The sequence below is a fragment of the Cohnella kolymensis genome (genome assembly GCF_000829465.1).
Taxonomy (GTDB): Bacteria; Bacillota; Bacilli; order Paenibacillales; family Paenibacillaceae; genus Cohnella; species Cohnella kolymensis.
Genome location: NZ_JXAL01000032.1, coordinates 1 through 23,100, shown reverse-complemented (window position 1 = coordinate 23,100; position 23,100 = coordinate 1). Strand labels below are relative to the sequence as shown.

The 23,100-nt window shown below is 45.7% G+C and carries 23 protein-coding genes and 3 pseudogenes; 3 read left to right on the top strand and 23 right to left on the bottom strand.

Annotated elements, in window-relative coordinates; all coding sequences use genetic code 11:
- Window positions 1–360 precede the first annotated feature (360 nt).
- From SD71_RS19685 to SD71_RS25215, 8 genes and pseudogenes are all read right to left on the bottom strand, one after another.
- Entirely contained in the window at window positions 361–1,017 is a 657-nt protein-coding gene (locus SD71_RS19685) for a dihydrofolate reductase family protein (RefSeq protein ID WP_041067101.1), read from the bottom strand.
- A gap of 140 nt (window positions 1,018–1,157) precedes the next feature.
- Window positions 1,158–1,600 (bottom strand): annotated as a pseudogene (locus tag SD71_RS19680) (YciI family protein).
- Between the two features lie 128 nt (window positions 1,601–1,728).
- Window positions 1,729–3,009: an RNA polymerase sigma factor gene (locus SD71_RS19675; protein WP_041067098.1), complete on the bottom strand. Its 1,281-nt coding sequence runs from the start codon at window positions 3,007–3,009 to the stop codon at window positions 1,729–1,731.
- Window positions 3,006–3,439 (bottom strand): annotated as a pseudogene (locus tag SD71_RS19670) (YciI family protein). Before SD71_RS19670 ends, SD71_RS19675 begins: the two are co-directional and overlap by 4 nt.
- Window positions 3,440–3,478: 39 nt before the next feature.
- Window positions 3,479–3,631, bottom strand: coding sequence for a hypothetical protein (locus tag SD71_RS24085; protein WP_161793423.1), 153 nt, complete (start codon window positions 3,629–3,631; stop codon window positions 3,479–3,481).
- Window positions 3,632–3,684: 53 nt separating this feature from the next.
- A complete protein-coding gene (locus SD71_RS22620; protein ID WP_052476437.1) occupies window positions 3,685–3,903 on the bottom strand; it encodes a hypothetical protein in 219 nt (72 codons plus the stop codon).
- Window positions 3,904–4,963: 1,060 nt separating this feature from the next.
- Window positions 4,964–5,377, bottom strand: coding sequence for a hypothetical protein (locus tag SD71_RS23770; RefSeq protein ID WP_152619521.1), 414 nt, complete (start codon window positions 5,375–5,377; stop codon window positions 4,964–4,966).
- A gap of 148 nt (window positions 5,378–5,525) precedes the next feature.
- Entirely contained in the window at window positions 5,526–5,696 is a 171-nt protein-coding gene (locus SD71_RS25215; protein ID WP_235427253.1) for a hypothetical protein, read from the bottom strand.
- Between the two features lie 769 nt (window positions 5,697–6,465).
- Here SD71_RS25215 and SD71_RS25210 point away from each other — a divergent pair.
- Entirely contained in the window at window positions 6,466–7,038 is a 573-nt protein-coding gene (locus SD71_RS25210; protein ID WP_235427252.1) for a YheC/YheD family protein, read from the top strand.
- 421 nt (window positions 7,039–7,459) lie between these two features.
- Here the strand turns inward: SD71_RS25210 and SD71_RS23310 are convergent, their stop codons facing one another.
- The 9 genes from SD71_RS23310 to SD71_RS19625 form a co-directional block, all read right to left on the bottom strand.
- Window positions 7,460–7,654 carry a HAMP domain-containing protein gene (locus SD71_RS23310; RefSeq protein ID WP_235427254.1) on the bottom strand — a complete coding sequence of 65 codons (195 nt, stop codon included), beginning with the start codon at window positions 7,652–7,654 and terminating at the stop codon, window positions 7,460–7,462.
- Window positions 7,635–8,009, bottom strand: a complete 375-nt coding sequence (locus SD71_RS19650; protein ID WP_152619520.1) for a helix-turn-helix domain-containing protein — start codon at window positions 8,007–8,009, stop codon at window positions 7,635–7,637. The genes SD71_RS23310 and SD71_RS19650 overlap by 20 nt, the downstream gene beginning before the upstream one ends.
- Window positions 8,010–8,129: 120 nt before the next feature.
- On the bottom strand, window positions 8,130–8,882 hold the full coding sequence (locus SD71_RS22610; protein ID WP_052476435.1) for a 3'-5' exonuclease: 753 nt from the start codon (window positions 8,880–8,882) through the stop codon (window positions 8,130–8,132).
- Window positions 8,879–9,058 (bottom strand): hypothetical protein, encoded by a 180-nt coding sequence (locus SD71_RS22605; protein WP_052476434.1) that lies wholly within the window; start codon window positions 9,056–9,058, stop codon window positions 8,879–8,881. Before SD71_RS22605 ends, SD71_RS22610 begins: the two co-directional genes overlap by 4 nt.
- Window positions 9,059–9,137: 79 nt before the next feature.
- Window positions 9,138–10,052 (bottom strand): RNA polymerase recycling motor HelD, encoded by a 915-nt coding sequence (helD, locus tag SD71_RS22600; RefSeq protein WP_326998797.1) that lies wholly within the window; start codon window positions 10,050–10,052, stop codon window positions 9,138–9,140.
- Window positions 10,053–10,061: 9 nt separating this feature from the next.
- Window positions 10,062–10,403, bottom strand: coding sequence for a hypothetical protein (locus SD71_RS22595; RefSeq protein ID WP_152619519.1), 342 nt, complete (start codon window positions 10,401–10,403; stop codon window positions 10,062–10,064).
- Between the two features lie 234 nt (window positions 10,404–10,637).
- On the bottom strand, window positions 10,638–10,883 hold the full coding sequence (locus SD71_RS19640) for a hypothetical protein (protein ID WP_041067093.1): 246 nt from the start codon (window positions 10,881–10,883) through the stop codon (window positions 10,638–10,640).
- Between the two features lie 829 nt (window positions 10,884–11,712).
- Window positions 11,713–11,934, bottom strand: coding sequence for a hypothetical protein (locus SD71_RS19630; protein WP_152619518.1), 222 nt, complete (start codon window positions 11,932–11,934; stop codon window positions 11,713–11,715).
- A 109-nt stretch (window positions 11,935–12,043) separates the two neighbouring features.
- Window positions 12,044–12,721 carry an ArsR/SmtB family transcription factor gene (locus SD71_RS19625; protein WP_326998796.1) on the bottom strand — a complete coding sequence of 226 codons (678 nt, stop codon included), beginning with the start codon at window positions 12,719–12,721 and terminating at the stop codon, window positions 12,044–12,046.
- 105 nt (window positions 12,722–12,826) lie between these two features.
- Here SD71_RS19625 and SD71_RS19620 point away from each other — a divergent pair, with 105 nt between their 5' ends.
- Window positions 12,827–13,300 (top strand): DinB family protein, encoded by a 474-nt coding sequence (locus tag SD71_RS19620; RefSeq protein ID WP_041067081.1) that lies wholly within the window; start codon window positions 12,827–12,829, stop codon window positions 13,298–13,300.
- A gap of 445 nt (window positions 13,301–13,745) precedes the next feature.
- Here SD71_RS19620 and SD71_RS22590 read toward each other — a convergent pair whose 3' ends face one another.
- Both SD71_RS22590 and SD71_RS19610 read right to left on the bottom strand, forming a co-directional pair.
- Complete coding sequence (locus SD71_RS22590) at window positions 13,746–14,861, bottom strand: copper amine oxidase N-terminal domain-containing protein (RefSeq protein WP_052476431.1); 1,116 nt, start codon at window positions 14,859–14,861, stop codon at window positions 13,746–13,748.
- 442 nt (window positions 14,862–15,303) lie between these two features.
- Window positions 15,304–16,395 carry a stalk domain-containing protein gene (locus tag SD71_RS19610; RefSeq protein ID WP_041067077.1) on the bottom strand — a complete coding sequence of 364 codons (1,092 nt, stop codon included), beginning with the start codon at window positions 16,393–16,395 and terminating at the stop codon, window positions 15,304–15,306.
- A gap of 860 nt (window positions 16,396–17,255) precedes the next feature.
- On the opposite strand from SD71_RS19610, the pseudogene SD71_RS19605 reads away from it, so the two are divergent.
- A pseudogene (locus tag SD71_RS19605) lies at window positions 17,256–17,555 on the top strand (transposase); the annotation flags it as partial.
- A gap of 670 nt (window positions 17,556–18,225) precedes the next feature.
- Here the strand turns inward: SD71_RS19605 and SD71_RS19600 are convergent.
- From SD71_RS19600 to ppsA, 4 genes are all read right to left on the bottom strand, one after another.
- Entirely contained in the window at window positions 18,226–18,819 is a 594-nt protein-coding gene (locus SD71_RS19600; RefSeq protein ID WP_041067072.1) for a YdeI/OmpD-associated family protein, read from the bottom strand.
- A gap of 110 nt (window positions 18,820–18,929) precedes the next feature.
- A complete protein-coding gene (locus SD71_RS19595; protein WP_041067069.1) occupies window positions 18,930–19,349 on the bottom strand; it encodes an SRPBCC family protein in 420 nt (139 codons plus the stop codon).
- Window positions 19,346–19,675 (bottom strand): ArsR/SmtB family transcription factor, encoded by a 330-nt coding sequence (locus SD71_RS19590; protein ID WP_041067066.1) that lies wholly within the window; start codon window positions 19,673–19,675, stop codon window positions 19,346–19,348. Before SD71_RS19590 ends, SD71_RS19595 begins: the two co-directional genes overlap by 4 nt.
- Window positions 19,676–19,843: 168 nt before the next feature.
- Window positions 19,844–22,459: a phosphoenolpyruvate synthase gene (ppsA, locus tag SD71_RS19585; protein ID WP_041067063.1), complete on the bottom strand. Its 2,616-nt coding sequence runs from the start codon at window positions 22,457–22,459 to the stop codon at window positions 19,844–19,846.
- Between the last annotated feature and the right edge of the window lie 641 nt (window positions 22,460–23,100).

Sequence of the window (23,100 nt, the reverse complement as noted above, 5' to 3'; positions counted from 1 at the left end):
GAGGCATCCTTTTCCTTTACCGAGATATGGTCATTATATTCGGCAACTCACGGACAGGCAATCCCGCCAGCATCTGGACGTTATGGTCTAGCGGCAACAAGATATGACGCCTGATTTGTTGCATGAACGCACTTTTTCGCAAAGCCTTTTTAACTTCTCTCTCTCCTGACATTGTGTTTTGCTAACCGGGGAATCGAACTAATAAAACGATTTCGTTTTGTCTTAATTTAATTTATTGAATTTTAACATAACTATAAGATCTTTTTAACCTTACGAACGAAAAAGAAAGAAGCCCCGTTATTTTGGGACTCCCCTCTTCTCCGGCAGATCCAATTATGGATTATCGGCATTTCACTTGCTTTATACCCGTTTCTCTGCAGGTAAATTCTCGAGAGCGAAAGATCCAACTTTGAGATCTCCGGCTCGTTCATAAGAGGCGATAATAACACCAGTGGTGGCTATTTTGCAATCAACGAGTTTCAATCCTTCTGCTCTTGTGCCTTCGGCAAAGAGGCGTTTACCGGTTCCAACGAGCACCGGGTATGTCCATATATGCATTGTGTGCAGTAAATTGTTTGCAAGGAGCGTTTGGATCAAATTCCCGCTGCCATGTACCCACAAATCAGGGCCATCTTGTTCAAGAAGCTTTTTGATCTCGGCCACCACATCTCCTGTTACCGTCACAGAGTTTTGCCATTCAAGTTTTAAATCCTTTTGAGAGACTACATACTTGCGTGCTCTGTTTAAGCTGTCGGCTACGGGATCGTTTTTAACATGTGGCCAGTGAGAGGCAAAAATGTCGTATGTACGTCTTCCTAAAAGCAAGTCATAAGGATTCTCCATAATATTTTGCATGAAGTTGGCCATCACTTCGTCCCAGTAATTGACTGACCATCCGCCCCAACTAAAGTTGCCGGTAGTGTCTTCTTTATCTGTTCCTGGAGATTGCAATACCCCGTCTAAGGTTAGGATTGTTGTAGTAATAAGTTTTCTTTTTATTGATTCGTTATTAGTCATTTAAGAGCCTCCTTAACTGATTCCGAACGTCTCCTTCAATTCAAAATAAACTACGACTGACTAATTAACATACAGACTCTGTTCTCGATTTGTTTCAAGTATTCAGTTGGGTTTCTTCGGAACTGCGGCGCTTAGTACCTTCAAGTAGTCGGCCGTTCCATTGACCTCGTTGTTGAGTAAATGGGTTGTAACTTGGCTAACGCATCCGGATCCCGCGTCAATTCCGGCGCTTCAAACACCTGACGCAGCTCGATTTCCCCTTCCCCGAAAGCCGTGCCGGATCGGGCATCCTCATCGCCCACTCAATCGCTTCTTCCTTCGATTTCACCTCGATTAACGTGAAACCCGCGATCAACTCCTTCGATTCGGAAAAAGGGCCGTCCACCACCTTGGGCTTTCTTCCCGGTTCCGGATATGAAATGCGGATTGCGACCGAGCTCGGGTGGAGTCCTTCCGCCGCAACGAGCACACCGGCTCTCGCCAGCTCCTCGTTATACTTCGCCATGGCGTCTAACAGCTCTTGACTCGGCATAAGGCCGGCCTCGGAATCTTTTGTCGCTTTGACGATCATTATGAATCTCATCGTCATTCTCCTTTTCGTGTTTGATTGACCTCTATATGCACAACGAACGGGTGAAGCCGGAATCGACGAAGCGAGAAAAATTTTTTACGACTGACTAATCAACATACAGACGCTGTTCTCGATTTGTTTCAATTATTGGGTTTGGTTTCTCCGCAACTTGCGGCGCACTCGGAAGCGCGACTCAGGAGCAGCTCGCGCTCCTTCTCGTTGCGTGCCAGCGCTGCGGCGCGTTTGAATTCCTCACACGCTTCTTGCTTGCGGCCCAGTTTTACGAGGAAGTCCCCTCGTACGCTGGGCAGAAGATGATAGTTTTTTAAGGACGGTTCCTGCTGTAACGCATCGACGACTTCCAGTCCCACTTCCGGGCCGAACGCCATCGACAGCGCGACCGCGTGATTAAGGTCGACAACCGGCGACGGCGCGACTTGGGATAGCGCGTCGTAGAGGGCCGAAATCCGGACCCAGTCGGTCTCCGAAGATGTACGGGCACGGGCGTGGCACGCAGCGATCAAAGCTTGGATCAGATAGGGACCGAACGCCCGACCGAGACGCTCGGCCCGTTCGATTGCAGCCAGCCCCCGGCGGATCAGCAGGTGATCCCAAAGCGCCCGGTTCTGGTCCATGAGCAGAATCGGTTCTCCGCTCTGGCTCACCCGTGCCCTGAATCTGGAAGATTGAATTTCCATCAGTGCGACGAGTCCATGGACTTCCGGCTCGTGCGGCGTGATCTCGGCCAAAACCCGCCCGAGCCGCAGCGCCTCATCGCAAAGCATGGGCCGGATCCAACTGCCGCCGGAAGACGCGGCGTACCCCTCGTTAAACATGAGGTATATGACTTCGAGCACGGACGACACCCGCGCCGTCAGCTCAGCCTTAGGCGGCAATTCAAAGGGGACGTGAGTGGCGGCTAGCGTGCGTTTCGCCCGGACGATCCGCTGCGCGACGGTCGCTTCCGGTACGAGGAACGCGCTAGCGATTTCTTCGGTCGTCAATCCCCCGAGCAGCCGAAGCGTCAGCGCCACCCGTGCCTCGGCGGAAAGGACGGGATGGCACGTCGTGAAGATGAGGCGAAGAAGATCGTCGCCGACGGGATCGTTGATCGCCGCGTCCCAATCCGGCTCATGCTGCCGGTCGATCTCCCAGCCCAGCTCCTCGTATTTGCGGTCGCGCAGCTTGTTCCGGCGCAGGTGATCGATGGCCCTGCGTTTTGCGGTTATCATCAGCCACGCCCCTGGATTGTCGGGTATGCCGGTTTCCGGCCATCGTTCGAGTGCGATTATAAGCGCATCTTGCGCCAGATCCTCGGCAAGCCCGACATCCCGTACCATACGCGCCAGACCGGCAATGATTCTGGCCGACTCGATTCTCCAGATTCCATCGATGGTGCGGTGAACTGCGGATTCCTTCACGATTTCGGCTTCCCCGTCACGCGCTCCCGCATCGCAATTTCCTTGGCTAACGCTTCCGGATCCTGGGCGAGTTGCGGCGCTTCGAACACTTGGCGCAGCTCGATCTCCCCTTCCCCGAAGCCGTGCGGATCCGGCATTCGCATCGCCCACTCGACCGCCTCTTCCCTCGACTTCACCTCAATCAACGTGAAGCCCGCGATGATCTCCTTCGATTCGGTAAACGGACCGTCCATCACCTTGGGCTTTCCACCCGGTTCTGGATAGGAAATGCGAATCGCGCCGAGCTCGGGTGCAGTCCTTCCGCGGCGACCAGTACGCCGGCCCTTGCCAGCTCTTCGTTATACTTGGCCATAGCGTCGAACAGTTCTTGACTCGGCATGACTCCGGCTTCTGAATCCTTCGTCGCTTTGACGATCATCATGAATTTCATCATATACACCTTCTTGTCCTATGATTGGCCTCTAATGACTCAACGAACGGGACATGCCGGAATCGACAGGGCGGAAAGATTTGAAGTACCGCCGATGCTTGCCAAAGTCTGGCGATAGGCTAGATAGACGGCCTCCGCTCCGCGTACAAGACGACGGGCCAAGCTCTGGCCGATCGTACTCGTCGGAGTCATGATCGCGCCCCGTCGAGGAATTCGATCCCGTGCCCTGCTGCCCATTCGGCCGTTTAGCGTGCACGAACCGGTGAGTCGGTCGTCAGATTCACCAAGGTGCGTCCTCTCAGAACTTCGCCAAGCGGACCGACGATCGCGTGTACGGCGTCATCATCACGGACGCAAACAATCGTAAGCGGGCTTGCCATGAAGGCTTCAGTTTCATCATAAACCTGGTCTTCAATCACTTTCCCACAAAACCTTTCACTAAGTGCCCAAATTGGATAGTCCATTCAATAATCCTCCATCCAATATATAGTTTTCTGAAAATCTCTACACATTTCTTCAATTGCTCAGATGTTACATACAACATTCGATTATTATGTAGAAATTTCCTTTCAATCACTTTGCGAGCGACAAAAAAGTCACGTTTAAATACGTGACTACTTGATGGTAAGTATATACGTTGACAGTCCATATTAGAAAGCTAGAGACAACAGCAAAAAACCATCATTATGGACAATACATTTTACATTGTATTTTGTACATATGTCTTTAAACCGGAAAAATCCCTCGATTCCGTCAAGTGCCTTGTCGGATGTCGAAGGACAAGAACATGCATCGTTAAAGGACAAGAACTTACATCGATTATGTTTTCAGTGGGTCCTTTTATCTTGAGTTAATTCCTCCGCACATGAAATGACCACAGTCACACGTGTATGCTGAATATATTTGTTAACGCCCAACGAAATTAATAAGAAATCAACTTGTGAATTCTTTAAATAAATCTAAGTCAATGCTATTACATACCCTCTTCGACAATATTCAAAAAGCTAACTGACTAATATATTGATCGACATAACTTTTCAATTGTTTATTTTCATAGCTTGGGTTGTCAAATATTTTCATTGCTACACTCAATGGATGATGCGTTTTCATTTTTTTTATGTTTGCGACGTTTTTTTTATCGTGTTACATGGACATTCAAACGATGACAAGTCTTTATCATAATTTATTTGGTTACATTCTATTTTTGCATTCGGTTCATCAACATTAAATTTAAATGCGAGTTCAGGGACGCACATTTCTTTCATGTGATGGATCTCTTTCCAGTTTGGTACTTTACTATTAGCAGCCCCTTTTTGTGCGACATTAAGCCATTCCTTGAAGAAGTTTAAACAGAATTCAGCTGTTACGCGGTTCAGCAGCCAAGTTACTGCAGCTTCTTGTTTATCAGCAGGTATCACTGAATATTCAAGGAATCTCGAATGATAATATTTTAGTTCATTATGAATGGCCGTGGTTTGTGCTATTCGTTTGAAACAAAGAGACAAATACAATGATGGAGGCTTATTAAGAAGGAGTATATGAGAGACTGGCGCTAAACGAGAGTTGGGTGATATCAGCCGCTGAGGGATTCGTCGACGCAAGCGTCCTTACACGAATACCAATACGATCACCCGCAGAAACTACTAATCCTCCAAGATTTAAATTCGTTGCGGTTCGGAAAGTACCAGCTGTAATGACATTATTCGGAAATCCGAATCTAACCGAACTAGTTAGCGGAGTTGTCAAGTAAGCCGAAGAAATATGATCAATCCCATTATTAGGAGCTGACGGTGCGCGGAATACCGTAAAATCATATTGAAGACCGAGAGTATTTATAGAAACCACAGAAGTAACCAATAGATCCGCACTTATTTGTAAGTTTTGAACGGTACCGTTAAAGGGTATCGGGAAAGCAAACCCACCTGCTTCGGGCGGCATCGTTGATTCTCCGGCAGCGTTAATAACTTCAACCGTGCTACTGCCAAAACCCATTAAAATAGGAGCAGCGAGATTACTTCAGCACCAACTAGGATGATACCCGTTGAGAATGGAATTAATCCTCCACCTCCTGGTCCAGTTGGTCCGATTACTCCTTGAGGTCCGGTTGCTCCGGTTGGTCCCGTCGCACCAGTCGCCCCCGTAGCTCCTGCAGGCCCTGCTGGCCCTGCCAGTCCGGCTGCGCCAATTGCTCCTGCAATTCCTGCAAGTCCAGCTGGTCCAAGTGCTCCTGCAAGTCCTTCGGGTCCAGCTGCGCCAATTGCTCCTACAAGCCCCGCTACTCCAGCTGGACCAAGTGCTCCTGCAAGTCCTTGGGGTCCGGCTTCTGCAATTGCTCCCGCAAGTTCTTGTAGTAATTCCGGTCCTTGTAGTCCAGGAGGACCAGGAGGTCCTGGGGGTCCTTCTGGTCCTGGAGGTCCTGGTGGAATATTACTTCTTCCCATGATCACTTCTCCTTGTTTTCAAACGTCGTTTATCATATTAAAAGCTAAAACGAAAAACACAGCGAATACCCACCTAACCCAAAAATAGGCAAATAGAGCACTACATCCGCTGATTTTCTATTCATCTATGTTCTTGTACCATAGCATTATGTCTATTCTGGCATTACATAATAAACGAGATCGAAACCATAGGAGTGATGAGATTGGAGAGTGGCCCTTTAATAGGCATTCTGGTAGCTAAAAGGAACAGCAGAAAAAGAAGTTTGGAACTTTATCAACGTTATCACAATCTAAACCTGAAGCTTTACGCCTTTACACCGGCAGATATTCTTTGGAAGGAACAACGTATTATTGGACTTAGCCTGAGAAAGGGCATTTGGAAGCAGAGTTCGTTCCCTTTTCCCCATGTCGTCTATAACCGGAGTTTTAACAAAAAATTAATAACCATTCAACGCCTAGAGAAGACGATCGGAAAAAAGAAATGTTTCAACAATATCAATTTTTTTAATAAGTGGGATCTCTATAACCTATTAAAACAGTCAAATCTTAAACCCTACGTACCGGACACGTTTTTTATATAATGAAGTGAGTGTATCAGAACTATTAGAGAAATATAAATTGCTATACATTAAGCCTTCTTACGGATCTATGGGTAAGTCTGTGTATCGGGTTGAACTAAAGGATAGCGGAGATATTCACATCTCTTTGCACAGTCTGGCCCCAAGATATATTTGCAGAAAAAATGAAAACATTCAGAAAAAATTGGATGAACTTCTCGGACTAAAGAAATACATGGTTCAGCAAGGGGTTCATCTACTTAGTCAGCGGTATTTTGATATCCGGGTTCTTGTTCAAAAAGGTATTCTTGGAGAATGGATGGTTTCCGCCATAACGTGTAGAGTCGCTTATGAACATTACTTTAACACGAGCGTGTGTGGAACCATTTATGATGTTTCAGAAATTCTTCCGCGAATATTTATGCAGGAAGAAACCAATGAAATCCTCCAATCTCTGTACGAAGTAAGTGTAGAGGCCTCACAAGAAGCAGAAACTTATATGGGTTCTTTGGGTGAATTGAGTGTGGATTTTGTAATAGACGAGCATAACAAGCTATGGATTATTGAACTTAACGGGAAACCACAAAAAAAGTATATATGAAGATCTTAAAAAGCTTTAAAAACAAAAAAACTAATTTATAGCAGGCCTTTGGAATATGCTTATTATCTCTCGGTCCTGAGTGATAATAAAGGTTTGTGAATGTCAACGCTCACTCCCTTTGTCGTTGAAAGAATCAATGACATTGGCATGAGCGTTTGTATGCAGCTTACTTTGTAATATTGGAGGATGGTTATTGAGATGTTGGAGGAGTGAAAAACCGTCACAAGGGCTTTCTCACGTTTCTGCCAAACATTTCGCCGTTACTTATGATACGGTTCACCGCGCTGTCTTTAACGGCAAGTTTTCAGGCAACAAAGCGTGCATATCCTGTTCTAAGCTACTCTAACATCGTTTTCTTTGTTGCTGTAAGTCCTTATCAGACAGACTGATTTACCTCTAATAAAAAACCTCGGGTCACAGTTCAGATAGCCGTAATGGGTGTTTTAAGTTCATGAGTGAGGTTGTTGATGAATATTTCTTTGTCTTCACTCGCCTTTTTGATCGTTTCAATATGATTGGAAACAGCATCAGCCATCCTGTTAAAATCTTGTGCTAATTCCCCAAATTCGTCGTTCCCTCTCACTTTCACTCTTCGATCATACGCCCCTGCAGCAATCGCCCTTACACCCTTGTTTAACCTGCGAATGGGTGCGGTTAATTGAAATAATAAAAAAAATTAGCGCTACCGATAAAATCAAAGAAATCACAACACTCAATGTAGTGAAATACTGCCGTAAAGTAACATAATATTCCTGTAAATAATCAGAATTTCTTGAGATAACGAGTCTTAAATCCTGGAATTCCATTTTCCCGCCGATAAACAGCCATAGCTCATCATTCATCTTTCTGTATATGGATTGGTAAGGATCCCCATGCAGTTCTGCTCGATTAAAATCCAATAATTGGAATTCCTTATTGGTTATTTCGATTTCTTGTCCATGAACAGTCACAATATGCTTTTCCAAATCCACTATGGTGTCATCCAGCCTAAATTCGTTTGCGGCCTTAAGGAATCTATCCCTCAAGGTCAAAATTGTTTCTTACCGCCTCTGAATATCAACAAAAAGTTTTTTAGCAGGTCCATAAGTTTGCTAGAAGGAAACGGATTCGTACAGCCCTTTTCCCGTCTCTGAAAGAAACGGAGTAAGCTCTCCCGTATAATAAATATGCAGATGATGCATTGCCCGGGTAAGAGCCGTATAGAAGAGCTTGCGCTCGCTTTCCCGGCTGTACTGCAGCGATCCCGCGTTATAGACGATCACCCCGTCAAACTCCAAGCCTTTCGCCAAATACGACGGAATAACAAGCACCCCATTGACAAAAGTTTTCGTCCGCTTCGTAATCAAATGTACATCGATAAGCTCCTTCAGCGACTCGTAGGCTTCCGCGGTTTCCCGCTCTGTCTTGCAGAGGATGGCAATCGATTGCACGCCTTTGTCCGCGAGCACTTTGACATCTCGGGCGACCGCCTGCGCAAGTTGATCCTCCCCTGCCAGGCAAATCACCAGCGGCGTACCCCCTTGTCGGCTGAACGCCTCCACAGGCTCGCCTTGCGGAAGCACAGCCTTCGTCAGTTCGACAATGTCCGTAGTGGAACGGTAGCTCTTAGTCAGGCGAACCATCTCCGTTTGTTCCTCGCCGAACAGCTGCCGAATAGGATCATAGCCATGCAGATTGGAATGAGCATAAATCCCCTGATTGACGTCCCCTAGCAGCGTAAACCGGCTGCGCGGAAATAACTTGTTGATAAATTCATATTGAAACGGCGAGTAATCCTGAGCCTCGTCGATGATGACATGCTTGATCTCATTAAAAGTATCTCTGCCCTCGATCCGTTCCTTCAAATATAAAAGGGGAACAGTATCTCATTCGGAATATCCCCGTGCTTCAGCCTTTCCAGCGTATAAGCGCGGATGGCGGCAAAACCGTCCGGCAAATTCGCGCCCTCCGAAACGGATTCGAACAGCTGCCGATCTTCAAACAAGCGGCGGTAGGTCGCCAGCTTGTCGATAAAAGCCAACTCTGCTGCAGCCTTCTTTAACGGAACGAACTTTTTCTTCGCTCTCTTCCTGCTGGCCGACTTCAGCTCCTTTTCCGTGCTAGATAGGTGGATGCTTCAGCATTTTTCGGTAAATCTGTTTAAAGCTCTCCTCTTCCTGCGCGTCCAGCTCCTCCACGACCCAATCCGCGATGTTTTCAACTTGGCGGCTCAGGTGAACCTGATCGTATCCTTTATAGAAAGATGCTTCAAGTTTCTCTGCGGAAATGACGATCTGGTCACCGAGCGTAAAGGGGGCAAAGACCATACCCTCCCGGCCGAGCATAGCGGCATAGCGATCGATGATTTGAATAAAGTCGGGCGACGCCTTATACTCTATGCCCTTCACCCTGCTTGCATAGCCCGGATCATCGTAGGCGGTAAGCAGATACTCAAGCTGGCTGTAGGCATCCTCCATGTTCCCCACTTCCCCGAGATGAAGCTCCACATACTCCTGGAATGTCGTTTGCTTCATGTTGCTCTCCCCCAACTCGGGGAGAACGGTCGAAACATAGTGATTAAATAAAGGATTAGGTGAAAAAAGAATCATGTGGTCGGCACGCAGCGATGTCCTGTGTTTGTAAAGCAAATAAGCTACCCGCTGCAGCGAAACCGATGTTTTTCCGCTGCCGGCGGCGCCTTGAACGATCAAAACCTTGTGCTTGTCGTCGCGAATAATTTGATTCTGCTCTCGCTGAATCGTCGTGACGATGCTTTTCATTTTGTCGTCCGCACTCTTGCCGAGCATATGCTGCAGCATCTCGTCTCCGATATGCAGCCCGGTATCGAACATATTTTGCATTTGCGCGCCTTTGATGACATATTGTCTTTTTAGCTGAATGTTACCTTGAATGGTGCTCCCGTCCGGGATCGCATAATCTGCCGGGCCAGGTGGATAATCGTAGAACATGCCTGAGATCGGAGCCCGCCAGTCATAAACCAACAGTTCTCCCGTCTCCTCGTCAACGAAAGACAGGATCCCGATTTAGATTTGCTCTACGGATGCCTCGCCTTCCTCCACAAAATCGAGCCTGCCAAAATATGGCGAGTCCGCCTGCCTCTCCAACTTGCGGAGGGATTCCTGAGCATACAGGTAGCTGGTTTCCTGGGCGGCCACGAGCTTTCTTTGCTGCTCGATGCTTACCGACGTCTCAAAAATATCGTTGACATCAATCGTCATCTCATCCCAAAATTGTTGGCGACCGCCGACCACATCCGATTTCCTGTCCTGCACAATCCTCTGCATTTCCGCTAATTCGATTTGAATTTGACTTGTTACAGCTGCCAGCCTCCGCTGCTCCAGATCCCAATCCTTACTATTCATCAACAAGACAGCCTCCTTTTAATTCATTTTGAAAAGGGTGTTGACACACTGCCTGCTTTATAATATAATTATTATAGGGATATTTTAATTTAAATTAAATGTATCCCCACAGAATATTTCTATTCTATCATAGATGAACACTGTATTCAATCCTCTTTTGAGGTCGAAGATAAGCAGCCTGGAAGATTTTTTTCCGGCTGCTTTTATTTGCCTCACTTGGGTTTGCATTGCTCTTGTTTAATATACGCGATGAATGACCTCCTCGAAATCCGGTTCCTCCATGTGTACATCTTCGATTTCTCCCCATTGATTCTTCACCCGGAGCACATCCATCGCTTTCCATTCCTGCCGATTGCACTCGATCGTCAGACTGTTGTCTCCGCGTTCCAATACTTTGAAGGGAGCTTCCCACTGCGCTGGAAGCTGCAGCACTCCCTTGTAGGTCACCTTCATCACCGTAGGCAGGCCGATGCGGTCTCGCAACCGCTGGATCGTCCCGTCACGACACCGTTTCTAGAGAACGATCCGCGAGTCCAACAAGTCCGAGCTGGATGCACTAGCTGAAAGATACAAAGACAAAACTGAGATTACCGTAGAAGCTGAGATCTGCTATCTCCAACCGCTAGTTGTCACATATAAGCGCCTTTAGTAGCTTTATTAAATATCATAGATAGTAGATTAAAAAATGCTTGATGCACAGAATACAATTACAATCCATGAAGTTATGGTTGGGAAAAAATAATATAGTGAAAAAAATAAAAATGCAGGTGGTTATAATCCTTGAAACTAAGCCCAATTTGATTATGTAACCTTCTCGATCAGGTTGTGCTGTTGCTCTTATTTTATCCAGTGTAAAGCCTCTTATAAGAAAATTAATAGTCAACAGAACAAAGCAACTAAGAGCACCAATTGTAAACAAAATGTCTGAGTTGATAAAATATCCGATTATTCCTAGTACAGATGCAGTCACATTAAAAAAAGGCAATTGATCCCCATCCTTCTCGTATTCAAGATTCTACTCCAAAGATTTCAGAGCATTTTTAACATTTTTAGAAGCATCCTTAGCATACTTATCCCCGTTTGTTTCTTTCCAGTAGTCTGTGATATTTGCGTACCCTAATTTTTTCTGCCATCATATCTAGTTCATTCGTCAGTGCGTTGATGACGGCTCTTAAAGGTAATTTATTAGCACGCGAAGCCCACATTTGCCAGAGTACGGTTAGAAAAAAAGTTATAACAACAGCACTCACTATTCCCATTTAGTTGAGTCCCTCCCTTGGTGGATATTGATTCCCCCGAGTTCATTTTTGATTTAATCCAGGTATTCAACAAAGGTATCAATAAATCCGGACCTGAATGCATTGACCGGCATTTTCTTGGAGCCCCAATCAGCACCGAACCACTCATTAAGCTGCTCTGTTGTCGGAAGGTCGCCGCAATCATCAGCTCCCCAACAATAAAAGTCCAATTTTCTCTCATCCAATAACATGCCTGCCAATTTGCGGTACTCTTCGACCGACATTTTCTTCTTCACGCAGCTCAATCAATCTTACTCTCACGGCGAATTAGGAAAAGATGTCGTTGGCACGATGGAGCCGTGGGAGATGAGACCTTAGCGGATGATCGGAAAGCGCAGGCATCGCCTACGCTTTTATTATTTCTTTTACATCCAAACCGAAAAACTCCCTAAAACCAGACCTGCCAACGTCAGTTACTTTTACTGCCCGTAGCCCTTCCACTCGCTCAATCCATCTTCGCTCAAATAATGCCGAAGTTAAAGTTGCTCCCAATAATCCTCCCACGTGGTGGTAACGTTCGCTCCAGTCCAGACATCTCCGTGCGAATACCCTTCGCCCGAGCTTGATTACGCTGAAATCAATTCCGAATTGACGAAAATGGTCGTGTCCCTGACTTGTTAACGAAAAATCGGTTGGAGACTCAACTTCAATCAGTCCATTATCCAGCATGGATTTTGTTAAATCCACCCCGAGTCTACCCGCCAAGTGGTCATAACACGTTCTGGCATGCCGGACTTTCTTCATTTGCTCGGATTCACGCAGGGAACGAACACGCACCGGTGGAGTAACGGCTGCAATGAGTTCCATCAGTTGGGCAACTTCCGGTGACGCCAAGCGATAATAGCGATGCCTTCCATTCGTTTCAACCAGCAGCACGTTAGCGTCAATTAGCTTGGATAAGTGAGAACTCGCAGTCTGTGGAGTTACACCTGCAATGTATGCAAGCTCTCCTGCGGGAAGTGACTGCCCCCCGAGCAGTGTATCAAGCATAATAGCCCTCGTCTGCTCTCCAATAAGTGACATGATCGTTGTATAATTCGTATTTACATTCATATTTCGATGATAATCGAAATTTAGCGGGTATACAATGGATTTGTGTTAGTCATTAAATATTAGGAGGAGAATGAAGTGAACGCGAAGGAACTGATATTGCTCGATTTAAAAGAAACGCGAAGAAGGTTTATTAAAGCCGCAGACGCTATACCGTCCGAGTACTTATCATGGAAGCCGGATGACAGCGCATTGTCGGTTGGCGAAATGATTCGCCACGTGCTGTTGCATGACTATTCGTGGTTGAAGATTTTTAAAGAGGGAATACTTCCTACTGATGAAGAGAGGGAACAATTGTGGGCAAAGCCTTACACGACTGTGCAGGATGAAATTGACCAAGCTGCGCTATACCATAAGGAATTTCTCGCTTACGTCGAGTCTTTGAATATGGAAGAATTCAGTACGAAATTAATCAAATGGCCTCATCGTCCGATTGAACGTTACCTCGGTGACGCACTTGAACGAAAGAGTTATCACGATGCCGTTCATACAGGACAACTGTTGCAATATATGAGAATGATGCAGATTGATCGACCTGACATCTGGGATTAACATGACAACGGAAAATTGTTTCCGCAAGAGTAGTTTCTCAACAAGCCGAGAGGGCGAAAAGCCCTCTTTTTATTTTTCCAGTTCCCCTTCAATGAACAGGTGGCGTCAGCCCGTGACTAACGGTAAATGTTCTTGTCCTTTTCGGCCAACGATACGTGTGCCTATGCAGTGCGTTAGACAAGAACATGTATCCATAAAACAAAAAAACTCGCGATTTACGCGGATCAGTAACGCTATATGTTCTTTTCCCCCTACAAAAATAAATAATAAATTCATCATCTGCAGCTTCAAATCAATTATTCAGCGTGGATCTTAGAGAGCCACCAGAGAGTAACGGACGTGAGGGTAAGAAGAGTGCCTCCGCGCATGTCCCGAATTATTTCTAAGCGTTGCGAAACAGTAAAAAAAAGTCGAACGCCAGGCTCGACTTCGAAACATGAGTTTATTATTTTCCGGCTGCTTTAAAAGTGGCGCTGACGTTTGTGAAAAAAATCGTCGTCAGCCCTTCGAACCCGGAGTCGGTGCCTAGAATAAGGTAAGCTTCGCCTTTGTCGTTGGTCTGAACTGTGAACGAATGCTCGAACGGCTTCAATTGGTAGCCCGCCGTTTCGGAATCCGGTTTGATGATGTTGCCGAGCGGTGTCATATGTTGGCCTCCGGTCGCTTGGCTGCCCAAGTCCAAGTTCATCCGGTAATATTCGGTATCTGCTTCCTGCACTTTGTTCACCTTCGGTTCAAAGCCCACGACGCCGGCTTTGACGTACACCGCTTCCGCCGGCGCGCCGCCGATGCCGATGCCTCCGCCCCCCTGGTCGGTGGCCAGTTGGAACTTTAATTGCACCGTGTATTTCGTTTTCGGCTTCAGTCCGCTCTCTTTGTCCAGTTTTTTGACGACGTACATGAATAGATCGTCGCTGCGGTTATGCCCTTTCAGTAGGAGGCCGTTGATCGGCGTATTCTGGTTGGGCACGGCTGTTACACGGTGATCCAATTCATAGATGTCCGACTCATAGTTGACCGGAAGATCGGCAAAGCCGCCCTTCCAACCTTCGGCTCCTTGGTTGAACGTATAGTCCACCTTCACCTGCCGGTCGGCTGCCGTCCCGCGTTCTGCGAAGATTGTCACGGATTTCAAGGTACGGTTCCATGCAATTTCGGCGTTTAACGCGATGGCAATCGATCGCACAGGACCGAATATGGTGTTGACGTGAAGTGTCGGCCGAGCCGGAAGCCGGATCGTTTGACCATTCGCAACCGCGCGATTGTCGGATAGGCGGACACGGATGGAGCGGTCGCCTTTGGTCATCGTGACGGCTTTGGTCTTCGTGTCGTAGTGGACTTCAGCATGCAGCCCTGCTGCCAAAACCCGCAGAGGTACCATGACATTCCCGTCATCGACATAAGAGGCTGCCGGCAATCGGATGACAGCATCTCCATGCACGGCGGTTTTTCCGCTTGCGGTGAACCGGATCGAATCGGTAACGGCCGTGTCGGCGGCATTAACATACAGCGGCGAACAGAACAGAGCGGCAATGACACTGGCGGTGGCTAGCTTTTTCATTGAAATGATCTCCCATCTGGTTGTATAGACTATCTATACCGACGGGATGTCCAGCGAATATGTTGCAATGATCCGATCCGGCGAGAAAACCGTCAGCTTACACGGTCGACCTTACGCCGTCTATCTTTCCTTTTTCATTCATGCATTCCCGGTAATGAAACTCATCGATTTTGCCCGAAGTCAGCAGATATAGACCGCCGCTTCTCTGTGGTGAGAAGTTTGCCTCGCTATTTCAGCTCGCAGCAATTTCCGGATGACGCGGTTCGACCTCGACAACTAATAACCGATGTGATTATATTTTGTGACTATAATATGGTGACTTGTACCTTAAATTCCTGTTCACCTGCATTTGTGTGCCTTTTCGAATCCATAAACTTATATGAAAAAAAAAGACACTGACCAAAGGAAGGTCGGTGTCTAGCCAAAACTCATAAGCAGTCTGTTATCGGAAGTCCCTATACGGAATCACAAACTCAGGCATCCCATCCGCAAAGGAAGTGTACTCATATTGTGTGAAGTAAATAGCCACCCCGGTGTGGTTAAGGAAATAATCGCGATCCGCCTCTATAGTCTGGAAGGGGTTAATCAATGACACTTTGCGACTTTTAATCTGAGCTTTAATCTTACTGTTAATAATGGATACGTACTGCGCATTGTCTGCGACCTCTTTCAATGAAAGCACTTTACCTGTTGCTAAATCGAAAGTGTAAGGTACGCGGGCAGTTATCCCGTGGGCTCCCCCCATGTAGAGGTCATAATCCACGTACAGGCTCAGTCGATCCTTTTCGTTGTAAGTTACTGTGTAACGGCCATCGAAGCTCGGCTGTCGAACCGCGGCTTTCGGGTCATCGGCCAGCATTTTTTTATTTCCTTCTACAGCCTGCTGCATTTGCTTCGAGCCAGCAGCAACATTCCTGTCGGCTTCCGCCTTAAGAAATGCATTTATTTTCTGCTGCACCGCAGCATTCTCATAGCCAGAGATGACTGGATAATACACAAGGAGTGATTTACCGTCCCCATCCGCTCCGATAACTTCCGACTGCATCTTCAACTTATTCTCTTGAATGGCATGAATTCCAATTAACTTCGTGGCTTGCTCATAGGAAACATCATAACCCATCCGCTCTAACAGAAAACGAAGCGGCAAGTAAGTTGTATTGTTTTGACTGATCGGTGCAGCTCCGAAGATAAGTTGTCCGTTCAGTGTGATTGCGTTATTCCGAAGGCTGATCTCCAGCACGCGGCCTCTGCCCTCAATCTTAACCATCTGGGTCGCCTTCTCGTACTTAGTGCTAAGGCCCAAGCTGTTACTAAGGCTGCGCAACGCTATGTACGTTGTGTTATTCTTATTGATCGTTGAAATACTCGTACGATTTCCTTCTATGCTAAACGGCGTTGGTGTAACCTTAAGCTGTGAACTGGCAGTTGCCGCAGCCGAATGCTCAGCAGGTAATGATAGCGCCATAGGGGTTGCCAAAATAGTAGCGGCAAGTGTGATCGCAAGCAGATTTCTTTTCCCTTTATTCTTTTTCAATTTACAACATTCCCTTTCTCGTATTAGTCAATTTCCCCATCTAGAGGTATAAATGTTAATTAGCCTAAACATGCAAATAAAATCTTTCTATCCACGATTTCCGAAGGCTGCGCATCTATGGTATGCGACGATCCGTATTTTGAATTTGTGCCGCACGCGTTGGTCAGAAGCAGCACAAACAAAGTTGACACGAGATAGATCCATTTTGATTATTCACTGGGTTTTCCTCTGCTTTCATTGAAGGTAAAAGAAAATGCGACGTCTTGATGTTATTGACCGTACCAAACTCACTTTCATGAAGCTCTAAGATATGTTTGACGATCGCGAGTGCCAGACCAGTCCCACCAACTTGCGATCCCGGGAACGGTCACCTCCCGCTTGGTTCGATCCATATTTCACCACCGTCGATCATGATACCTTGTTGATTACAGAACAAGTGATCTTTCTTTTCTCATGTACACCACACCTCCGTTTGTACTCGCAAAACTTAGCATAGTATACTGCTGTGTACATCGTGTGTACTCTGCATGAATTTTTTTGTGATGAACGCCAGCGGCCCCTATCATCACTCTTGTAATATTTAATAAGCGCTTCCGAGTTTCGCGCGGTCCAACTGTGCACTATTACTACCGGTTACTTTAATCATCATCGGCTACCGGAACACATTCTTGGCCCATTTCGGCCACCGGAATAGATTATTGTCATTGACTTTTGACAAGAATCTATTCCGATAAAAAAGAAAACCCGCAATAAATGCGGGCTCCATGCGGTACAAATTCTTGTCATCCGGCAATTGTCCAATGACACAAAATATCCATCATTGATGACCCAACTATATCCCCATTAGCATTCCGGTAGATCGATTTGCCGGCCTCAATCTTGCCGAGGCGAGCTCGGGTAAATGGACCGGGCAAATGGTGATTAGTAAGCGTGGACGTTCCCGTCTTCGGCGCTTCCTCTTCATGGCGACCATGAGTTTAGTCATGAATAATTCGGAATTCCAAGCCATGCATTCTCACAATGTCAAGGTGAAGAAAATGAAGAGAATGAGGTCTATTATGAAGCTGTGCGGTAAACTAGCACGGATCTTGGTAGGAATGGCTCGCAGTGGTCAGCCCTACATCCCACAAAAAACATTGCCAATCCAGCAAGCAGCTTAAGCACTTATACCGTCTCGTTATCACGTAGATTGGCTTATTCGCAGGATTTCAAAGAAAGCACGGAGTACCGGATGAATTAAACAAAAGGGCACCGACCCGTTCCGTTAGCAAGACCGGCCTCCACCCCTTGGACAGGTGTAACGAAGGAATGAGAGGGCTAAGACCCGTTGAGACATGGGAGTGAAAACCTCCAGGGGCGGCGTGGAGAATGCGTACAGTAAATGGAATTATATGGGTATATGGTATATACCCTTTCTTCTGACGCGCCTTCATGTTGCCGAAAACTATGACGGTGTTGCTTGTATCCTCGTTTACTCTATCTAAGTGGAATGAAATCCTGCGAATAAGCGAGCATGCGTGAGAAAATTGAATCATACCGAGGGAGTTTAACTCAATGGAAATTCTGTCGAAATTAAACTAGCCTGAGACAAAGAAAAAAGTAGACTGCTCTCCCTTCCAAGGTTTGCAGTCTACTTTTGTCGGTTCTCAAATTTTTTATCCGATAATTCTTAAGAATAAATTCTAATTTTTCATGATCATCCCACCTCACCTGAAATTGATCGTCAGAGGTTGGCAAAAAAGCTTGAATTCTCAAGCTTTCGCCAATTCAATTATGTCCCCGCTTTTTTGTCGTTAGACATCGATTTCATTTATTTTCTCATCGAATATCCTAATCATCTAATCCCTTTCCATTGAGAATATGCGGCAAATATTTTTCAACCCTTGACTCTCTGGTTTTGGATTGTTTGGGTTGAGAAAAATGAAGAATATACGCTCTTTGCCGACCCGGCGTCAATGCTTCAAAAGCAGTTTTCAAGTCAGGGATTTCAACGAATTTATTTTGTAATTCTTCAGGAACGATGTATTCCGTATTCTTTTTAAATTCCACTTGCAATCCGGCTTTTTCAACTTCAATAGCTTCATCGATATAAGTTTTCAAGATAAGCTGCATCTCATCTATTTCTTGAACATTGGTGAACCGAATCTGGCGCGCCGCCTGTACATTCTCCGTTTGTTGGATGAGGATCCCATGCGGATCCTTTAACAAGGCGCCTTTATGAAACAAAAGCGCACAGTATTCTTTAAATCCATGGATTAGAACGATGTTTTTATTCTGATACGTGTAACAAGGATGCATCCACTTAAATTCTTCGGTCAGCTCGCAGTCAAGAACGATATTTCTCAACTTCTCGAATTCTTCCTTCCACTTTTTAGCCTTACTAAAAAATGGATCAATCTTAGGATTCCTTTCACCTTTTGTCATCAAGGAACACCCCTTTTCAATTTTTCGATCCGCCGACAGTGAGGAATGATCATCCTGAATTATCCAATCCGTGAGCTTTTCGGCCTAGCCTAAGTAAGGTATTCGTACAACTAGGCCAATACCTTTTCAAGCTCGCCGCACCATTTACCCCAGCCATACCTAGCACCTTCGAGTCCTTGAGCATTGGCGAATCCGGTTTGTTCGAGATGAAGGTTAACCTTTCCGTCCCCTATATCCTGCAGCGTCCAGGTGACCGTGTGCTTCTCCCCTCCGCTGGCCCAAGTATAGGACACCCGGTTTGGTGCGTCCACGATAAGCACTTCTCCGTCAATAATGCCATCCCAATATTCGGACGGCTGAGTGCGAAACTGAAAACGGTGTCCTACGACTGGCTTAAAATCATTATCCATCGCCTCACCGGTATGGATGTTGGCCACCCACTTGGCAAGCTTTCTTGAATCGGTTAAGGCGGACCAAAGCTTCTCGATCGATGTCGTATACTGAAAATCCAAGGATAAAGTTAAACTCATTCTTCTTCCTCCTCTAATAGGTGGTTCAAGCGCAACATATTCGTACTCCAGAACTTGCTGTAGAAAGCCACCCAATCTTGAATTTCTCTTAGTGGAGAGGCGTTTAGCCTAAATCGTGTTTCTCTGCCGACTTTTCGGTCAAGTACCAGTCCGGCATCTTTAAGGATTGTCAAATGCTTGGATACCGCTGTACGGCCCATTTCAAACTGTGCCGTTAACTCATGAAGCGGTATCTCCTCTGCCTCTGCTAACAGACAAATCAATCGGCGCCTAGTTGGATCTGCAATCGCATCAAAAACATCCCGCAACTGGTTGTTGTCGCTCACAACACCGTCTCCTAAGCATTTAGTTGATTACCCAATTGGACACCATTTGGTGACGATTTAATTATAGGACACCATTAGGTGTCGTGTCAACGTCAATTTTTAGCTGCGCATGAAATACTGCGCTGCGGGAAAACGAGTATGTTCTTGTCCACCGACAGTATTCAGCCATTACAATATTTCGATATACCCTTCTGTTCCATGCACGCGAATTCGTTGCCCATTTTTTATCAGTTTGGTAGCATTCTCCACCCCGACAACTGCCGGTAAGCCATATTCACGTGCGATAACTGCTCCATGGGTCATCAGTCCACCAACTTCGGTGACTAGCCCTTTTATGGATACAAACAAAGGTGTCCAGCTAGGGTCAGTAAAGGAGGTGACTAATATATCTCCATCTTCCAGGTCAGCATCTTCCATGTTTAAGATGACACGTGCCCGTCCCTCTATAACTCCGGAAGAAACAGGTAGCCCTACAATAGCTTCGGCTGGGAGATTTTCTCGCTTGTACTCACCTGCAACGATTTCACCATCAGACGTGATAACACGTGGTGGAGTTAGTTTTTCATATCGTTTGTACTCGTCTTTTCGTTTGCTGATGATCTGGTAATCCAGTTTATTTGTGCGTACGACTTCGTGAAGTTCTTCAAAAGTGAGATAGTATATATCTTCTTTTTCATGAATAACGCCCGCTTGTACGAGTTGTTCGGCTTCTTTCAGTAGAGCCTGCTTATAAACAAAGTAGCGATTAACCATGCCGTATTTTGGATATTCCCGATAACCGATGAAGTTCCGGATGAGGTCGATCATTCCTTTTGTTTTTTTGGCTTTTTGTTCACCATCCGGTAATTGCTTCAATTGATCTAATAACTCATGTTCTTTTTTCAAAGCTTCCTGTCGCCCTTGCTCAAATTTCCAATTGCTTGCATGAGGCTCAAAGGATTTGATGTTATTCAGAATCAACGGGACAAGGGTAATTGGTTTCTCGCTCCAACGCGTTCTGGTAATATCGATTTCTCCGGCACAGCGCATTCCGTATTTGTCGAGATAAGCATGGATAGCGTCTTGGGTTTCCTGTCCGCCTTCAAACTTAAGCAGTTCATCCAAAAAATGATCCTTTTTTACATGTTTTAAATAATCAATGACTTCTGGATAAGGACGAATCACATCTGCGACATCCAATAGCGCTAGACCCATTTCCGAAGTAATATTGTTGGGTACAGATTGAGAAAGGGTATCTGCTACGTTTTTTTCACCTAACCACTTGTTCATGTTTTCATTGATCCATGTTGAAGCATTCATAGCAGCCATAATCACACCCAAACTTTGCGGGTCAAATAAAAGCTTCTTTAATTGCTGGATATCTTCCAGAATAAAATCAAATAAATCGGATCCTGATTTCGTTTGGATGTTTTGTGTTAACTCATCTATCGATGTTTGACTGCGCTTAATCAAATCAGAAACGATTGTCGGATTGTTGTCGATTTGCGCTTGAAAACCCGCAGACGACATACCTTTATTGCTTTTACTGGGACCCGGTTCTTTTTTATCATTTGGCAACGATTTAATAAAATCTCCTCGCTCTATGATGGTCATAAGTGCGTCTTTAATGAGCGGATCGAATTTTCCCAGGGTATCGAATATCTTCTTTCTGCTGACAGGTGAAGCCAGATGTTTTGTAAAGTCAACAAACAACCTTCCACCGGCTTTACGCATGGGTGCAGGAGTCGTTAGCAGGTAAAAAGACAATCCCAGCGGTTTCATGGCATCAGTCATCATTTGTTGATGACCGACAGATACATAAACGTGATTTTCTTGATCATTCGCTTCAGGGATCGGGTATAAAATAGTGATTGGCCGACTCTGGACAATATAAAAAGTATCATCAACCAAACACCATTCGATATCTTGTGGATAGCCAAAATAAGCTTCGATCTGTCTTCCGATGCGTGCCAGTTGTAAAATTTGTTGTTCAGTAAGGGTTTGCGTCTTTTGTTGATCAGGATCGATCTGCTGGGTTTCAGTTCCGCCTTCTTTTAGTCCATAGATAGCCATTTTTTTGGTTGCTATCCTCTTATTGACGATTTCCCCTTCCTGTACCTTATAACAATCGGCAGATACCAAGCCAGAGACCAGTGCTTCTCCAAGTCCAAAACCGGCATCGATTGAAAGCAGCTTTCGGTTGGAAGTAATCGGATCAGCGGTAAATAAAATCCCCGAAGCCTGTGGGAAAACCATCCTTTGAACGATAACAGATATATAAACTTGACTGTGGTCAAATTCATTTTGCATACGGTAGATTACCGCGCGATCCGTAAATAGGGAAGCCCAACATTTGCTGATATGCTGCAAGATTGCTTCTATGCCGATGATATTTAAATAGGTGTCTTGTTGACCGGCAAAAGAGGCATGCGGTAAATCTTCAGCAGTCGCACTAGAACGCACTGCATAAGCATGTTCCTCGCCAAACTGGGAGAGATAGTGAGCAACTGCTTTCACAACATCGGAAGGAATTGCTGCTTCCATAATGATTTGTCGAATCTTCCTGCTGATTTCACCAATTTGATCTCGATCTTCTACTTTTAGCATTGTTAGTCGATCCAACAAAGCCTGATACGTTTCGGTTTGTTCGATGGCTTTTTGATATCCCACTGTTGTAACACAAAATCCTTCTGGTACTTGTATTCCTTCAATTTTTGATAATTCCCCTAAATTTAACCCTTTTCCGCCAACGAGCAAAAGCTGCGTTTTTTCCATTTCCTGGAAACCGAGAATCAAAGAACTCATTCCATATCTCTCCTAACCATTAAATTGAGAAATCAGCTTCCGAACCTGATATCAGGTCGCCATCTCGTACAAATTTGTGTTCATTTCCTCCACAAATGGCGTCCAATCCCCTGTTGTATAAGGCAACAGTTGATCATGGCCCGCGTAGGAGTTGCACCTCCATTTATTGTGACACTCATTTATCATAACGTTCTGCATGAAAATGACTAGTCTGTAATTTTTATACATTGTATGGTAAAATTAAATTAAGGAAATATGTAACAAACAATGGTAAACCAGTAGCAGTGGGTAAAAACATGCAATCCTGGAGGAAGGACACAACTGAAGGTGAAAAACACTATCTTCGTGTCCCTTTGCGGAGAACTATATAACTTCTTGTCCTGCGCAAAAGACAAGAAGTTATATCCATAAAACAAGGACTACCGGCTAAAGCCGGTAGGTTCCTTTGAGCGACTGAAAGTCGCTGTTCAGGCTAAAGCCTGCTAAAAAGCAACCGGTGGCTAAAGCCACTTAAAGGTTCCGACTGAAACTCGGACTCTGATGTATTTACGATAACATCTCTTGTATTCACGAAGCCGAGAACCTTAAGCCCGAACGGGCGGCCGCGACGCGGTTAGGTTCGCAGGGTTGTCCGACTGAAT

Coding starts and splice junctions, on each gene's coding strand:
- SD71_RS19685 (WP_041067101.1), bottom strand. CDS start 1,017: ATGACTAATAACGAATCAATAAAAAGAAAACTTATTACTACAACAATC.
- SD71_RS19600 (WP_041067072.1), bottom strand. CDS start 18,819: ATGACAAAAGGTGAAAGGAATCCTAAGATTGATCCATTTTTTAGTAAG.
- ppsA (WP_041067063.1), bottom strand. CDS start 22,459: ATGAGTTCTTTGATTCTCGGTTTCCAGGAAATGGAAAAAACGCAGCTT.
- SD71_RS19595 (WP_041067069.1), bottom strand. CDS start 19,349: ATGAGTTTAACTTTATCCTTGGATTTTCAGTATACGACATCGATCGAG.
- SD71_RS24085 (WP_161793423.1), bottom strand. CDS start 3,631: ATGACTCCGACGAGTACGATCGGCCAGAGCTTGGCCCGTCGTCTTGTA.
- SD71_RS23770 (WP_152619521.1), bottom strand. CDS start 5,377: ATGCCGCCCGAAGCAGGTGGGTTTGCTTTCCCGATACCCTTTAACGGT.
- SD71_RS19625 (WP_326998796.1), bottom strand. CDS start 12,721: ATGTCACTTATTGGAGAGCAGACGAGGGCTATTATGCTTGATACACTG.
- SD71_RS22590 (WP_052476431.1), bottom strand. CDS start 14,861: ATGAAAAAGCTAGCCACCGCCAGTGTCATTGCCGCTCTGTTCTGTTCG.
- SD71_RS22620 (WP_052476437.1), bottom strand. CDS start 3,903: ATGGACTATCCAATTTGGGCACTTAGTGAAAGGTTTTGTGGGAAAGTG.